Source organism: Pseudobdellovibrionaceae bacterium (assembly GCA_020635075.1).
Taxonomy (GTDB): Bacteria; Bdellovibrionota; Bdellovibrionia; order Bdellovibrionales; family UBA1609; genus JADZEO01.
On record JACKAM010000001.1, the window covers coordinates 44774 to 60446 of the forward strand.

At 51.1% G+C, this 15673-nt stretch carries 13 protein-coding genes; 8 read left to right on the forward strand and 5 right to left on the reverse strand.

The genetic code is table 11. From position 1 onward, the window contains the following. Window positions 1-43 precede the first annotated feature (43 nt). Window positions 44-3133 carry an outer membrane lipoprotein-sorting protein gene (locus tag H6624_00215; protein ID MCB9082730.1) on the reverse strand — a complete coding sequence of 1030 codons (3090 nt, stop codon included), beginning with the start codon at window positions 3131-3133 and terminating at the stop codon, window positions 44-46. 115 nt (window positions 3134-3248) lie between these two features. On the opposite strand from H6624_00215, the gene H6624_00220 reads away from it, so the two are divergent. After that, complete coding sequence (locus H6624_00220) at window positions 3249-4766, forward strand: hypothetical protein (protein MCB9082731.1); 1518 nt, start codon at window positions 3249-3251, stop codon at window positions 4764-4766. Here the strand turns inward: H6624_00220 and H6624_00225 are convergent. Next, on the reverse strand, window positions 4757-6085 hold the full coding sequence (locus H6624_00225; GenBank protein MCB9082732.1) for a hypothetical protein: 1329 nt from the start codon (window positions 6083-6085) through the stop codon (window positions 4757-4759). The two genes, H6624_00220 and H6624_00225, sit on opposite strands and share 10 nt — an antisense overlap. 182 nt (window positions 6086-6267) lie before the next feature. Here H6624_00225 and H6624_00230 point away from each other — a divergent pair, with 182 nt between their 5' ends. After that, complete coding sequence (locus tag H6624_00230; protein MCB9082733.1) at window positions 6268-7341, forward strand: hypothetical protein; 1074 nt, start codon at window positions 6268-6270, stop codon at window positions 7339-7341. Window positions 7342-7554: 213 nt separating this feature from the next. Here H6624_00230 and H6624_00235 read toward each other — a convergent pair whose 3' ends face one another. Genes H6624_00235 through H6624_00245 form a run of 3 tightly spaced genes read right to left on the reverse strand, consistent with a single transcriptional unit; the run spans window position 7555 to window position 10142 of the window. After that, complete coding sequence (locus tag H6624_00235) at window positions 7555-8337, reverse strand: ABC-2 family transporter protein (GenBank protein MCB9082734.1); 783 nt, start codon at window positions 8335-8337, stop codon at window positions 7555-7557. A 3-nt stretch (window positions 8338-8340) separates the two neighbouring features. Next, complete coding sequence (locus H6624_00240) at window positions 8341-9132, reverse strand: ABC-2 family transporter protein (protein ID MCB9082735.1); 792 nt, start codon at window positions 9130-9132, stop codon at window positions 8341-8343. Continuing rightward, window positions 9129-10142 carry an ATP-binding cassette domain-containing protein gene (locus tag H6624_00245; protein ID MCB9082736.1) on the reverse strand — a complete coding sequence of 338 codons (1014 nt, stop codon included), beginning with the start codon at window positions 10140-10142 and terminating at the stop codon, window positions 9129-9131. The genes H6624_00240 and H6624_00245 overlap by 4 nt, the downstream gene beginning before the upstream one ends. Window positions 10143-10370: 228 nt before the next feature. Between H6624_00245 and H6624_00250 the strand changes: the two genes are divergently transcribed. From H6624_00250 to H6624_00275, 6 genes are all read left to right on the forward strand, one after another. Beyond that, window positions 10371-11375: a hypothetical protein gene (locus H6624_00250; protein MCB9082737.1), complete on the forward strand. Its 1005-nt coding sequence runs from the start codon at window positions 10371-10373 to the stop codon at window positions 11373-11375. 196 nt (window positions 11376-11571) lie between these two features. Next, window positions 11572-11862 carry an RNA-binding protein gene (locus H6624_00255; protein ID MCB9082738.1) on the forward strand — a complete coding sequence of 97 codons (291 nt, stop codon included), beginning with the start codon at window positions 11572-11574 and terminating at the stop codon, window positions 11860-11862. Between the two features lie 9 nt (window positions 11863-11871). Further along, the gene (locus tag H6624_00260; GenBank protein MCB9082739.1) at window positions 11872-12342 is read left to right on the forward strand and encodes a YiiD C-terminal domain-containing protein; all 471 of its coding nucleotides are present in this window, start codon (window positions 11872-11874) and stop codon (window positions 12340-12342) included. A gap of 187 nt (window positions 12343-12529) precedes the next feature. Continuing rightward, entirely contained in the window at window positions 12530-13552 is a 1023-nt protein-coding gene (locus H6624_00265; protein ID MCB9082740.1) for a universal stress protein, read from the forward strand. A 10-nt stretch (window positions 13553-13562) separates the two neighbouring features. Next, window positions 13563-14960 carry an MBL fold metallo-hydrolase gene (locus H6624_00270; protein MCB9082741.1) on the forward strand — a complete coding sequence of 466 codons (1398 nt, stop codon included), beginning with the start codon at window positions 13563-13565 and terminating at the stop codon, window positions 14958-14960. 6 nt (window positions 14961-14966) lie between these two features. Further along, on the forward strand, window positions 14967-15554 hold the full coding sequence (locus tag H6624_00275) for an ATP-binding protein (protein ID MCB9082742.1): 588 nt from the start codon (window positions 14967-14969) through the stop codon (window positions 15552-15554). Window positions 15555-15673 lie beyond the last annotated feature (119 nt).

Genomic DNA, 15673 nt, shown 5'->3' on the forward strand with positions numbered 1-15673 from the left:
GGTCCAACTGGACCTCCCGGGATTTCGGACCAACGGCGGATAATCAATTTTTTGCTTCGAGAGCAGACAGAGAGACCTCAGAGTCCTCTAGTTTTTTAGTGGATAAGCCCGTCATGGTGAGTTCGGTCGTGGTATTGGTCTGCAGGTTTTCCACCCTCATTTGCCGAGCTCGCCAAAACCTCTTGTGGACGGCTTTGTAGTTGCCAAACTTTATCACCTTTAGAGGTTTGCCATCTTTATCGTAGTACTCACTTTTGACAATGCGGAAGTGCTTCAGATTAATCCAGGTCTTGATCTTGCTGTACGAACTCTCGGCATCTTTTTTGGCATCACTGATAATCACAACTTCCTGTCCCTCAGGCTTATTTTGATACCCTGAGATCTTGTTGTTAAAGGCCTTGTAGGTGGAGAAGCGGAAATCCTCATAGTTTAAATCAGAATCCAAAAATCGACTGGATGTGCTGGATCCGGTGATTCTTCGTGATCGCCCAGCGGATGGAAGGTAAAGCCACTGGCTTTCTTCGTCACCCTCTTGAACTGTGAGTACGCTGACGCCTCTGAGATCGCTGGGCGCCAGCAATCGGACGAGGGCCTTTTGGTTCTGGGACGAATTCTTACGTTTTATCTGCAAGGTTCTCTCTTTGTTCGAGCCATCAGCCTCATGAATCTTCATTTTGAGGGTGACAAACTCATTGGGAGCCGACAGTCGTTGTTCCACTTTGCCGAGAATTTGTTCAGCTGTAAGCTGGTTAGTGGCGTCGACAGAATTGGAGAGAGCGAGACCAATCATTGTGATGAGTGCCAGTGCGGCAGCTTTTTTCATCATAGAAGGTGCCTCCTTCACAAACAAGGGGATCACGGTCGCCAAGGGGCGGTCTGGTTTTGAACCTGATCCGAGTAATCTTGGAAATAACCCCAGTACTGTCGGTAAGAGTACCAGATCGCCAATGAGCCCGGCAATAAGAGAGAGGATCATAAACAGTCCAAAGGTCTGATTAATACTGAAATAAGAAAACAAAAACACAGAGAAGCCGGCAAACAAAGAGAGGCTTGAAGCCAGGCAAGGGCTGAGTTCTCGGGCAAGAGTGGTGGCGATAGGAAGGTGGCCTTTGGATTTCAACCGATGTTTGAGTCTCTCAAGGATGTAAACCGTATTATCAAAGGCAATACCTAAAGAGATGGCAAAAATCAGTGCAATTCCTGGTTTGATGGGGGTTTGGGTGATTGAGAGCGCTCCGGCAATGATCGCACCGGGCACCAAGTTTGGGATAACTGCCACCAAGGCCCAACGAACCGAGCGAAAGATGACACAGAGAAGAACAAAAATCCAAAATAAGGCCTGGAAGAAGCCATACATGAGGGTTTGACTGAGCTGCTGTCCAACTTCCGGAACGGTGGCAGCCCACCCACCCTTTTGCGTGATCACCCCCGGGAACTCGCCTTCAATGTCGCCGGCCAGCTGATGAACAAGTTGGGTCATGTCGGATGCTGGCAGGTCGGCCAGGCGAAGACTGATGCGGGTGAACTCTCCCGAGCTGGTCAATGACTGCCTTAGTGGGTTGTTTCGATCCATTCCGTAAAGGAAGTGAATTTCCGCAACGGCCTTTGAATCTGATGGCAAATGGCCCTGACCATTGCCGGCACGAATCCAATCGGCCAAGCTGAGAGCACTTAGGACTTCGGGTTTTGCTCGCCAGCGCTCAGTGAGTTGATGAAGCTTTTGTAGGGTTTCTGGGTTCAGCCAAAATTTTTCCGATCCCTTAGGAGCTTGAACGGAGAATTCGAGGGGGATCACTCCTCCCAATTTGGCGCTGATAAATTCGGTTGAAGTTCGCGCCGGTTGGCCAGATGGCAAATCGTCAAAAAGACGTGCTCCCCAGTTCATGCTGTTGCCGTTGAGGCCTATAAGCAGGCAGGCGGACAACACGGTGACGAAGAGGATTTCGCGATGCTGAAGAATTCGCCTGGCAAAGAAAAGGCGCAGAGGTCGCCAGTCGCGAGTGATGAGGCAGGGTAGGCGGGAAAGTCCAACAGCCAAAACAAGCTGGGTGACCACGCAGCTCATAAGCACAGCAGTGGCAACGCTTAGGCCATACTCGCGGATGAGCTCGCTATCATTAAATAAGAGGGTAGCAAAGCCCACCGCTGTGGTGATCGCAGTTAGTAAATGAGGGAGGGCCAATTCACGCAGAACCCTGAACACCATGGAAAAGTGAAGGTGGCCGCCTTTGGATTCCTCATTGAGGCGGACGAAGGTGTGGGTGGAAACCGCTACTGCGGTTACCGTAATAAGTACCGGAACGGTCGTGGACAACACAGTGAAGGTCAATCCCATCGCGGCCATGAAACCCAGGCCAAACAAATTGGCGAGAGCCACGGATAAGAGGGCGACCACCAGGGCCCAGGGGCTCTTCACTACAAAAGCCAAAACAGCGAGAGCAGCCAGCAAAGACAGAACCAGAAATCGCTGGATCTCGCTCATTAACAATTTGTTCATTTCTGTTTTTATCGCCGGGCCGCCTCCAACTTGGATTCGCGCCGTCGAAAAGTAGTGGTGCGCGGTTTGATAGAGTTTTTGGTGCAAAGCTTCGTGATCAGAAGAGGACAGGTCCAGTCGGGGGTAGACCGCAACGAGGGTGTGCTTGTGATCAAGTGACAACACCTGGGGTATCAACAGGCTCCAGGGCAGGCGATCCTGTCGAAACTGCCCCTGCTTTTGAATTTCCAGTAGGGTTCCAGTGCCAAAGGAGTGTTCATCACTCACTGCTAGACGAATATTGGACAGGCTGGTCACCTTGTCCACTTCACTGGTGCCATGGAGACTCCTAGTCAGTTCTTGGAGTCGCTCCATCCAGGCGGGCGTTAACCAGGAAGCACGGGAGTCAGGTGGTAAACTGAGGGTGAGCAAGTAAGGTGAGGAGGCCTCGAGGTTGAAAGTCTTTTGGATACTCAGGTCTTGTTTCAAAAGGGGATGGTCTGCGGGTAAAAACTGATCAAATGAATAATGGGTGCGGAGATTTTCCAGTTGGAGCGCAGCGAGAATCGTGAGCAAAGTGAACAACACGATGACACCAACAGAAAACTTCCTGCCATTTTTTTCAAATTTCTCTAACTTTGCAAAAATACTATTCACATTTTACCCGTTCTTCGTGTGCCCCCGACTGAAAGAACGGCATAAACGCGCAAAACTTGAGTCGCACAGAAATTTTCCGATGAACCATCTGGGATTCGGGAAACGGAATGAGGTAATGTTTTCGGCAACTCTTCAAAAAATACTCCTGTGTGCTCTGGCAGTGAACCTTTTTACTTTTGCTGAACGGGCGGGGGCACAGATTGAAGTTCAGAGCGAGTTCAGCTTTCAGTTGGGCAACCAGGAATACGAACAGATTTTGACCAGTGGACTGGGAGAGATCAACGAATCTTGGGAGATTCCTGTGCCGGATTTTACCATTGGTCAACCCTACGCAACTTCGGTCAAGGGCATTAAGGCGCTGGTAAAAAGTCAGGTCAACGGAGTCAGCCATCACGGGCCAGAGGTTGGATTGCGCTTGGAAATTCCGGAGATGAATTTTCAGATTGACCGGGTGGAAACTTCTCAGCTTATTGAACAGGTGATCAATGGTGTTCGCGTGCGGGTTCACATTCAAGGCTCTTGCGAGGGGATCTCAGCAAAACTTATTGACGACAAGGTGCAAGCTGATTTGCGACTCAGCCGAGTCATCCAGCCGAGTAAACTGCATTGGAATCTGGAGGATTTGTTCATCACCAACCAAAACTGGCGCTTTGAATTGTCGATCGCTAGATGTCATGCGCCCCAAGGTTACGAGGCAATCCTTAAAGATGAAATTCAAAGGTATTTGGAACAGACAGCCTTGTGGCAGGGGACGGTGCAAGGTCTGATTCAGGAAAAGGTGGACCAGTGGTCAGCTCAGGTTTCCAGCCAGTTGCTGATGGCCGCTCCCATTGATTTGGGTTTTACGAACTTTAAGATGATCATGGTTCCAGAGTCTCTTGACGAAAATGCCCGTCGGGATCTGATCATTCGTGGTCACATTCATGGTCATTTTCCCAACAGTCGCGCCCCAGCCCAAGTTTTGAAGGTTGAGTTCGATCAGGGCGACGGTGGGCTGGATGGTTCAGAGGGAACGGCATTGGCCGTTCCACCGCGATTGATCGCGAACCTTCTTGGGGCGTTTAGTGCCAACGGTGAACTCTATCGCACCATTCGCTTTCAGGAAGTGGAAGGATTGCGGGATCTAATGCGCTCCCGGTGGTACCAGTTTTTCCTCTGGCCCGACCTGATGAACTACTCCAAAAAGACCAACTTTGCGCTGCAGATTTTTGGCCGCCAGGCTCCCCATGTTTCTGAAGTCTCCAGCTTGGACGGAGTGCTGAGGGGAACCTTTTATTGGCCCATGTCAGCGAAGATGTTTTTGCCCTGGAAGGGGAATTTTGTTTCCTATATGGATTTTCAGACGGACTTCAGAGCCTTGCCCGAAATGGAAGTCAAAAGCGATGGGATTCATGTCAGGTTTCCTCACCCCTCTATGACTTTGGAATACCAGTGGGATCAGAACTATTTGTCCCAATTCTACCCCTGGACTCATTTTGCCCATAAGAGCATCGGCAGTCGCATCAAGGATGTGGTTGAAGAAGTGGACTGGATTCTGCCACTTCCTCAGCTCAAGGTGAAAGAGAAGCTGGTACTAAAAGCCAAGCGCTTTCATTACAACGCCAGTTCCCTACAGATTATTTTTCAGAAATAGGTTTGAACCGTAATTTGATATGCATCGTTTTTTCGATAGGTGCCGAGGAGGCTTTCCTTGTCTCCATCCAGCCAGCTACCAGAGAGTTGAATCTTAAACCTGTCCCAAAAGGTGTCTTCCCATATTAGACTCAGATAACTCCCGCTTGCGGGAGGGCTGTAAAGACTGCGCAAGGTGAGGGACTGTTGTTCAGAAAAACCCAGGCGGTAGCCGAGTACCCATGCTTCGTCAAAGATTCGCGCCGACGACGAGGCCAGGTTGTCGGCCTGCTGGGCGTGTTCGCCCTGGTGGTACTGGAGAAGAGCTGTCCAGGCGGTTGAGCCAATGGACCCACTGCGCTCAACATTCACTCCACCTTCCCAGGCCCACTGATCAACCCCCGATTCCTCGGTGAGGGCGTGATGGTAGGCGGCTTCAACTCGGGCAATCCACTCCTCTCCCGCGTAGACGGCTGTCAGTCCCGAAGTTCTTTGACGATAATAATAGGGTTCTAGGGAAACATCACTTTGGGCGCGGTACACAGGTTCGGGACCAATCACGACAGGAACTAGATCCACCACCGGCCGCAGCAAGGGGACCGGGTTCACCCCCTCAAAGTGGGAAACACTGAGGTCCCAGTCCAGTGAGCGCCACTTTAGGCGCAAACCGGCATTCCCCTGCAGAGCTCTCTGGCTCACTATGGAAGGTAGATAATGGTAGCGGATGTCCTTGGGAAGTAGGATGGTGCCAAAGGCGGTGTCGAGTTGCTGCAAAAATTCCCGTGGTAACCAGGGGCTGTCCTCCGCCGGAAAATGGGACCGCCTTTGCTGAGGGATAAATAGGACCTCTGTTTGCCAGTTTCCTTTTTCAAATAATAATTGCGCTGACCCGGCACCCAATTTCTGCGGGTTCAGCGGATTGTGATAGATGGACGGGTTGATGCGATCCAAGGGGCGAAAGCCCTCTAAGACACCCCAGTCATAAACCTGGCTACCAAGACGAAGCCGCCACAGAGCCTGACGGTACTCCAGGTAGGTGTTCGGCAAATCGAAGAGCAGTCTCTCTCTGGGGAATTCGCTCTGCCCTTGATATTTGCCGTAGAATTCGTAGGAGAAACTCCAGCGTTTTTTCTGCAAAGTCCCATCCGCCTTGAATTCATAGATGTGCTCGCTCTTGGTGATCGTCGGCATGTCCAGCTCTGGATAGGCCGTGCCGGTGATGGAAAAGTCCAGGTGGGGGAGAGGGCCCTGGGCCAGGATCGGGAGTGATGAAAGGAGAAAAAGCGCGATGAAACAAATGCGATTCAGAGAGGAAACCCCGGTTGTTCGATTCAGGCCCAAGTTTATTCCTCTCTCAGAACAGGGACAAGTGCAGGGCTCATTCCCGCCCAAAATGTCACCGGTGCCCATAATTTCCCCAGCATAGCCTCGGAGCCATCTTGCAACTAATTGAAAATACTTAATAAATTAGCCCGTCGAGGGGCCGTTATTTTGCACAATTGGGCACTCGAAGAGGAGTGAACATGAAGAAGGCCCTAATCACACAAACCGCAATTTTCGTAGGCTGGCTCGCTTTAGCCCTAACCCTGGCATTGGGCGGTCCGGTTGGCTGTAGTAAGAAGAAGGACCGCAATCAATCAGGTCATGTGGTGTTTCCTCATCACAACCCAAATGGATTGACGCCAATTCCGCGGCGAGGAATTGTGACCGGTTCTGGTCAGACCCCTCTGCCGACCCATCGAGCCTCCAAGGCCGTCAACGATCCCAGTCTCCGCGAGGCCCTGGATGTCCTGGTTCTCCATGGAGGCGAGTCTGGCAAGGAAATCATGCAGGGAATCGTCGCTGATCTGGAAAGTGGTCGTTTGAATGTACGTTACCCTGGTCGCGAGGACACCCGCTATGTGAAGCCCGAGATTTCGGCGGTGATGGTGGATGTGTGTCTTGAGCGCTTTCTGGAAAAAGCTGATCTGGACGAGGTCCTGGATTTTGATTCATTCACAGCCTGTAATGAACCTTTGTTCATAAGTATGAGGACCCTGGCTCAATTTGCCAGTGCCAAGCGAAACAAGCTGGGCGGAAATCCTCACGCCATTACCGTGGCCTATGCTCACGTATTGGCCGGCCAATGGGTGGTCAGCCACAGCTGGCGGGAGGATAAGCTTTTCTTTGCTAACCAACCCAAGGTCTTCCAGGCCATATTTGCTCCTGACGACTTGGCTTGGAAAGAGGGGTCTGGAATTGATGAGGCCCATGGACGCACTTTGCGGGTGCTCTTCCAGGTTTATCGCCAAGTTCAAACCTTCAAGATTAGTATGATCCTTGCTCAGGCGGGTATGCCCAGCGGTTTACTGTCCATTTTGAACGACAGGGATTTGACCGTCGGATATGTCGTGCGCCGGGTGAGAGAGGACCAGACAATTGACCTCAGCCAAGGCCTCACAGGTCGTCTATTCGACACGGCTTACGCCACGCCCAACTTCGGTAAGTTCATGGAGTCCCTGCAAAGTGGTGTGGGCGAGGAGGATACCCTGTTTGCGCGAACGCTGAGTGAGGTCAAGACTGAATGGAATCTCACGGTCCCGGCGGAAGAGGAATAACATCCACAGGTCAAAAAAGCGAAAGGCTTCCAGAGGAAGCCTTTCAATTGAACTTTTCAACGGCCCGTGAGTCCTTACCCAAAAGCCCTCGAACTGTATTCAAGCTCAAATAACTTTGGCAATCTCCCACGCTCCACTTTCAAGGGCAAGGGGGCCGAGCGGGTCCTGAAAAAAGACTTTAGTTGTCGAGAAATCTTTTCTTAGCGAATCAGCCTAAACCCTCACGCCCACACGATTTCCAGATGTATAGCGCTTGAGACCCAGATGGAAAACCACCAGGGTGAAGCCAGCGTAGGCAGCCGTCCCCACAATGATGGCAACCAGATGAGACCACCTGAAATCGCGCAGGGCCTCGATGGGGAGATAACCAATAAACCCGGCAGGAATAAGAGTAAAGAGCATGAGCTTCATGTAGCCGGTAAAAATGGTCTGAGGATAAACCGAAAAAGTGACCACAAACTCAAACATTTGCCGCGCCAGGGTGTCCACCGGCCCGAGGAAAAAAGCCATCGAGTTAAACAAGACCCCTGCGCACATAAACAAAAGCGTTCCTGAAATCATGCACAAAACAAGAACTGGCAGGTTGTGCCAGGTCAGATACCCGGAAAAATGAATCAAGATAATAGCGCTGATAACATCGCCCCAGCCGGAGGCCATGGAATGAGAACCCGCTGCGTGAACCAAAAGATTTTTTGGTTGGGTCATAAAAGAATCCAAGTCCCCATCGGTAATCATCCGGGCCAAATGGCGAATGCCACCGCCCAATATCATTGCCCAGCCAAAACAGCCGGCGACCACTCCGTAGAGGGCCGTGATTTCCGGTAACCCCCAGCCGCCGATCTCGCGAAAGTTCTTAAAAAAGATCCACCAAACTGCGAAGAAAATAAGATTGTTAAGGACCATAAAAAAGCACTGCATGAGAAAGGCTCCACGCAGGGCCGTTGAGGCCTTTAGATTTGTGGCAATCAGTGCTCGGAGGAAGGTCCAATGAGACATAGCCTAACCTCCGTTCACATTGAGGATGGCACATCCTCGCCGATAGAGCAATTCGAGGAGTAATGCCGCCAAGCCCCCCCACAGCAGCAAACGGCCAGTGACCGACAAAGCAAGATATACATCCGCCTGCATGGCAATTTGCCCAGGACCATACAAGAGAGCCGAAAAAGGAGTGAGCATGGCGATCTTTTGCAGCCACTCTGGATAAAGACTGAGGGGAAGGATCAATCCGCCAAGAATGAAATTTAATTTCTGCCAGACCCAATAAAGAGGATTGGCATCCTGGAGCCAAAAAGCACTAAGGCCAATACAATTGTGGAATAGCAAAGACACCAGACCAGCGCATAGGCCAACCGGGAAGGCGAGGAGTAGGCCCTCTGGGTGAGAGGGTGGGCCACCAGCCAGGACATAGGCAAAGCAAAGTCCCGCTACAGCTAAGACACACATACGCAATAACAGGTGGCCAGCGCCCTCAAAGGTTTTGACCCAAATAAAGGAAACAGGGCGGGTGAGGGCGTAGGCAATGTTGCCGGTCTTAACTTCCTGTTCGATCTCGGTGTGAGTCACCGGGATGGAAAGAATAATCCATTCGGTGACGGCCAAATACCAAAGGAGATTTCGCGCATCTGTACCTGGGAGTTGCCCGGCATCTTTAACCACGAACCAGATGCGCGAAAATACCAAAAGTATCACTCCGTAAAAGGCAAATCGGCCAATCAAAGCCCCGCGATGAAATAGTTCCTGGCGGGCGGCAAGAAGAAAAAAACCACCATAGGATCGGAGTGTATGGCTCATTGTGGGGCCTCTTGCCGGACCAGGGCTGGAGCGCGGTAGATGTCCTGGACAATATCTTCCATGGGAGGATCCTCGACTGTGAGATCACGCAACTTGGCCTGCTGAAGAACCTGTGCCACGACCTGGCCCACCGGCAAAATTTTGGTGTCAACGGACCACACCGAGCGATGGGGTTCGATCTTAAGTTGACTCAGGCCCGGCATCTGCAAATGCAGAGTTTCCTCAGCCGTCATGAAGGTGAGAATCTTGCGCTTGATAAAATGAGCCCGCAAATTTTGCAGAGATCGATCAAAGAGAAGCTGTCCATGATTGATCACAATTACTCGCTCACAGACGCGCTCCATATCTCCAGTGTCATGGGAGGTGAGAAAGATCGTGGTCCCTTCATTGACCGATTGAGTATGAATCAAATCACGAATAATAGCTTTGGCTGTGACATCAAGGCCAATGGTTGGCTCGTCCAAAAACAGAATCTCCGGACGGTGGAGAAGGCTGGCGACAATTTCACAGCGCATTCTCTGTCCTAAGGACATTTGCCTCACTGGTTGATCCAAAAGCTCTTTGATATCGAAGAGGCGAACCAATTCATCTCGGCGCTGGCGAAAATCAGTCATGGGCAAATCATAGACCCGGGCCAAAAGGCGTAAGGTGTCGCCGGCAGGGAGGTGGTACCAAAGCTGACTGCGTTGACCAAAAACCGTTCCGATGCGGTAGCCCAGTTTTTGTCGGTCCTTCCAAGGGATAAGACCACTCACAGAAACTTGGCCCGTCGTCGGATGAAGAATGCCTGCCAGGATTTTGATGGTCGTCGATTTGCCAGCACCATTGGGACCAATAAAGGCAATGCGCTCCCCCGGTTGAACGGAAAAACTAATTCCCTGCAGGGCTCTCATTTCCTCATAGTCGGGTTTGAGGTAGGACGAACATCTTTGCCACCAGGGGCGATCCTGATTGATCTTACGTGTGCGAAAGACCTTCATTAGGTCTTGAACTTCAATACCCTCTCTCATGGCTGATCCCATCTCATTTTGAAGCAAATCTCATCTTCCCAGTGTCCCCTGCACCTGGCAACGAAAGAGATTTCTATGGAGAGAATAAGAGTGTCTCGACATGAGACAAGTACGCGGCCGACTAGGTTTGAGACTAATAATGAATTAAAATAAGAATCAGGGTATTAGTGCTGACCGCCTTTAGACATTGGCGCCAGTCTCCCGATAAGGCCTACGAAGGGGCAATGCGTGGCGAATCGGAAATTGACTCATTCCAAATCTCTTTGGCGTGGAGTGATTCCTGCAGTCGTGGGAGTGGCTCTACTGGCCTTGTTTCCCATTTTTCAGAATTGCGCCAAGGGAGTGATCCCGCATGATCTGGTCAATCTGAGTTCAAACATTGAAAACCCTCAGTCCGAAGAGCCTGAAGTCGAGGGCTTTACTCACATCTATCAAAACCTACCGCTGGATATCGCAGCCACTGATGATGCTGCCAGTGCCTTATTGGGACCGGGAATCCAGCGTGAAACCAATCTCGATTACCTGAGAGTATTTTCCTCAACCGGGTATCAGATTATCGTCTCTGACGCGACGGTGGGCATTGACCCCAGCAAGTCCTACACCATTTCAGGGGTGTTCAAATCCTCCGGAGAAACACCAAGTCGGCTCTACTTTGGCTTTATGCCTTTTTACGGTGAAGACAGGCAAATGCATTCCCTGGAGTACTCCCGTCGCGGGACGGCAGCAAAGGTTGCATCCATAGCACCTATGGAAATCACTGCCACTGCAGCACTGGCCGGTTGGCAAACAGGTGCGGTCCAGGCTCAGTTTAGAAATGTGGGATTTTATCTGGATGGGGATACGACTCACACTCCGGATTTCGTTTACTTCCTTTGGGATGACATGATGAGTACGGCGCCAGAAAAAGGTGGCTATAGTGCCGCCGCCGGGACCAAGATTTCCCTCAACGGATCATTGTCAATCGACTGGGTCACCACTGTACAACAGAACCCTGACACGGTTGTCATGCAACACACCAATGGTGATTGGCACCTTTATCCGGCCGCTCGAGATTTGAGTGTACCCACGACTTGGACCGTAGTTTCGGGAACCTCAACAGGTGAAGTTTTTAACCCCACGCCGACTCAGTTTCCCGTAGGAATTAAGTTGGCCAAGATTGTGATCCTCGCCAACTTCCTCCAAGACGGAAACTCCAAATTGCTGTTTACCAATATCAAACTGACGGTAAAGTAGGATCAGGTTATCCTCCATGCCCCCTGAAGCAGAGCGGCATTTAAGGAAAAATTAAGATTATTATACATTTGCGGGAAAAATCCGGACTTTTCCTTCTTGTGTGTCTGAGAGGGGATTGTCATACTGTTATTTTAGAAAGAGGCGGTTATTCGCTTCCATGCAGCTATGATGTGCACATCCAAGGACGGGAGGATGTATGACCAACAAGGTATATGTGGGAAATCTTTCCTATGATCTCACGGAAGAACAGCTGCGGGACTTGTTTGCTCCCTGTGGGGAAATTCGCGAGTTAAAAATTGTGAAGGATTTTTTCACTGGCAAAGCCCGGGGCTTTGGCTTTGTGACCTTTGAAAAGCCTGAAGCTGCGGAGGCAGCAGTCAAAATGGACGGTCAGGTGGTCAATGGTCGTAACCTGCGCGTGAGCTTTGCCCAGGATCGCAATCGTGGCAGTGGTTCCTATTATCATGGCCGGGGGATGTCCGTTTAGGCCAACTCGGTGACTCAAGAAGAATCTCAACTTCTATCCTCAATTCACAATGAGATTCCCATTTCTCAGGAAATGGGAATCAATGACCTCCGCCTTTCCAAAGAGGGTTTGATTCTTGCGGCAGAGTTGGCGCCCAACCGCAATCACCGGGGCACTGCTTTTGGTGGTAGTCTCAATTCCATCATGCTCTTGGCGGGGTGGGCTTGGCTTCATCACTGGTTGGGGCAGGAGAAGGTCGCGGCCCATGTGGTGGTCCGCGATTGCACCACTCGGTTTTATTCAGCTGTCAGTCAGAATTTTCGGGTTGAGGTGGAGCCTCCCTCAGTCGAAAGTGAGGCGCGGTTCCTCAGAACTCTTCAGCGCAGGGGGTTGGCTCAAATCCCTCTCTTGGTTCGCATATTCGGGGAAAAGCGGGTGGCCGTTGTCATGAAGGCTCAGTTTGCTGCAGTCCGTGACTTTCGCGAAGCAACAAAGGGGTAAATGAACCCGTCAATTGGGAAAATTAGGCCCGGGCGTCACAATTGGGGGTACTGCGAAAGGGTTTTACTGGCAGGACCATTGCAGATAGATTGGGCTGAAGATTCTTTTGAAGTGTTGGAAAAATTGAGAACAGCAGGCTGGCGGAGAGGTTGAGATGGCAGCAAAGAAAAAATCGGGGAGGTCAAAAGTGACAAAAGTGAAGGCAAAAACGAAGACTGCCAAAAAGAAGGCTGTAAAAACGGCGGCCAAGAAAAAGCCCGCCAAAAAGAAAGCCGCAAAAAAAGCAGCGACCAAAAACTTAGTGGTATGGGCCGTCGATCCCTTCTCCAAAAACGAGGAGTCGATGACCAAGGCAATGGCGGTGCTGAAGTCCCTTTCCAAGGGAGGATTGACACCCATCCAGCCGGCCTATGTTTTAAGTCCTGACAATTTCAATTTTACCGGTGATTTTTCCGGCCCATGGCTGAAGAAGTTCGAACCCAAGGTTCTCGCCGCCATGGATGCCGTGATCAGCCGATTGGGTTTGCCCGGGGTCGCAAAGCCTGAGATTTTGGTCAACAAGCAAGCCTCGATGACTGGTGATGTGAAAAAGCTCTTGGGATACGCCCACAAGCAAAAGGCTGAAGTGGTGGTCATGAACAGCCATGCCCGTACAGGTCTGGCGCGCTTCTTTTTGGGTAGTTTTGCCGAAACGGCTCTGATGGAAACAAAAACGCCCTTGATTTTGGTGAGTCCGGAGTCAAAGAAAGTTGATGGCATCAAGAAAATCCTGTTTCCAACTGATTTGACCAAAGGAAACAAACGGGCTTTCAAAAAAGTGATCGATTTCTGTAAACACCATAATGCTCAGTTGGTGATTTATCACAAGCTTCCTGATCCTATTGAACCCATGATTCAGACCGGAGTTTATATGGCCGGCGGAGGCTGGGTATCGGTTCAGCAATTTATTGAGAAGGAATCTGACACTCGCGAAAAAGAAAGCCGCAAGTGGGTGGAGGAAGCAGCCAAGGCTGGAGTGGACGCCAAGTTTTACATTGAAGAAAAGCCTGGTTTTATCACTGACTCGATCAATCAGTACATTGACACCCACGGTGTCGACATGGTGGCTGTGGGCTCCAAGTCAGGGCCTGTGGCATCGGTGTTGGTCGGCAGCGTGGCTCGCCAGTTGGTTCGTGAAGCAGCCTGCCCGGTGTGGGTTGTTCACGTTTAAGGCCCAGTAGATGTCGCGAAAACTCCTTTTGCAGTTTCTAGGAGCCGCGGGCACAGTGACCGGGAGTCGCACCGTGGTTCGCTATGGCGACTACCGAATTCTTGTGGATTGTGGTTTGTATCAGGGTCCCAAGGAAATCCGTCAACTTAACTGGGATCCTTTTCCGGAAGTGGAAAAGCTAGATGCGGTGGTACTGACCCACGCCCACATTGATCACAGTGGATATTTGCCTAAGCTTTCCAAAGAGGGCTTTAATGGTCCGGTTTACTGTAGCAAGGCGACTCAGGATTTGTGCGACATCATGTTGATGGATTCGGCTCACCTGCAAGAGGAAGATGCTCGGTTTGCCAACAAGAGTCGGCACTCTCGTCACTATCCGGCACTTCCCTTGTACACAACCCCGGACGCCATTCGCGTACTTAAGCAGTTTGAATCCATTCCCATGGACGAGTGGAAAGAGCTGGTGCCAGGTCTCAGCCTGCGCATGATACGTGCCGGTCACATACTCGGTTCAGCCATCGTACAGTTTAGTTATGAGGGCAGCCATGACTCCCGTTTGCTGACATTTTCTGGTGATCTTGGCAATGGCCGCTCCCATATTCTTAAGCCACCGGTGATGATTTCTGAAACCGATTATTTGGTCATGGAGTCCACCTATGGGGATCGGGTGCAGCCAAGGGAGGGTCAGCTGAAACCCTTAGGCGAGATCATCCGCAAGGTGACGGGCAGGGGCGGAACTCTGGTGATCCCGGCCTTTACCGTGGGGCGGACCCAGGAATTACTGTATTTGATTCGCCAATTGGAGAGTCAAAATTTGATTCCCCTTCTTCCGGTTTATGTGGATAGCCCGATGGCCTTGGATGCCACTCAGGTCTACGCTAACCATTCTGAGGAATTGAAGCTGGCCGTGGTGGACGGGGAGTTGCAGTCACCGGTTTGCACCTCCAGCTATACGGCTGTGAAGTCGGCAGATGACTCTATGTTGTTGTGCATGGATGACAGCCCCAAAATCGTGATTTCGGCGGCGGGAATGCTCACGGGTGGCCGAATTCTGCACCACCTCAAAGCCAAGCTCCCTGACCCCAAGAGTGGCGTTCTGTTTGTTGGTTATCAGGCCGAGGGCACCAAGGGCTTGTTGCTGAAGCAGGGCTTAACCGACATTCGCATTCACCATCAGCCGGTGACGGTTGAGGCTGAGATCATGGCTATGGATACCTTTTCAGCGCATGCGGACTCGAACGACATCATGGATTGGCTGAGGAATTTCAAAAAACCGCCGCGTGGGGTTTTCCTTAATCATGGTGAACCTAACGCCTTGCGGGCCCTCAAATATCGCATCAGCAACGAGTTTGAGTGGAAGGTGATGATCCCCCAGTTGGGAGACGAGGTTTTAATCAATGGAGGCTAGTTAGCTATGAAATTGGTTTTAACCGGTGGCCCTTCCGGGGGAAAGACCACCATGGCCATGTCGATCACCAAAGTGTTTGCCCAGCGGGTGGTCATGATCCCGGAGTCTGCCAGCATTTTGTTTGGCGGCGGGTTCTCACGGCGGACCTATGCCGATGCGGTGAAGTTGCAGCAGCAGGCCATTTATGCGGTCCAGGTCGCTCACGAAGCCATTTATGAAATGGAAAATAAAGAGGATCTCCTTATGGTCTGTGACCGTGGAACCTTGGATGGCTGGGCCTATTGGCCCAACGAGAAAGATCCGGAGTTTTTCAGTAAAATCCAGTCGAGCGAAAAGGCCGAACTGAGCCGCTATGATTGGGTCATCCATTTGGATACCGCAGGATCTGAGTCCTACGACAAGGAAAACGTCATCCGAATTGAAAATCACACCGAGGCTGATCTCATCAATGAACGCATCAAACAGTGCTGGAGCGGTCACCCTCGGCGTTTTATCATCCCTAGTACTGAGTCCTTCTTCCACAAAGTTTCAGCAGTGATGTCCATTGTGGAAAAAATCCTCGCCGGGACGGAGTACGAGAAAATCAAGCTATAAGGTTCCAGGCCCTCAAGTGATATGCACAGCCCCAAACGCAACCTCAATTCTGAGGGTGGGTTTGGGGCTGTGCATATCACTTGAGGACCTGGAACCTTATGCGTTGGCACGGCGACTGC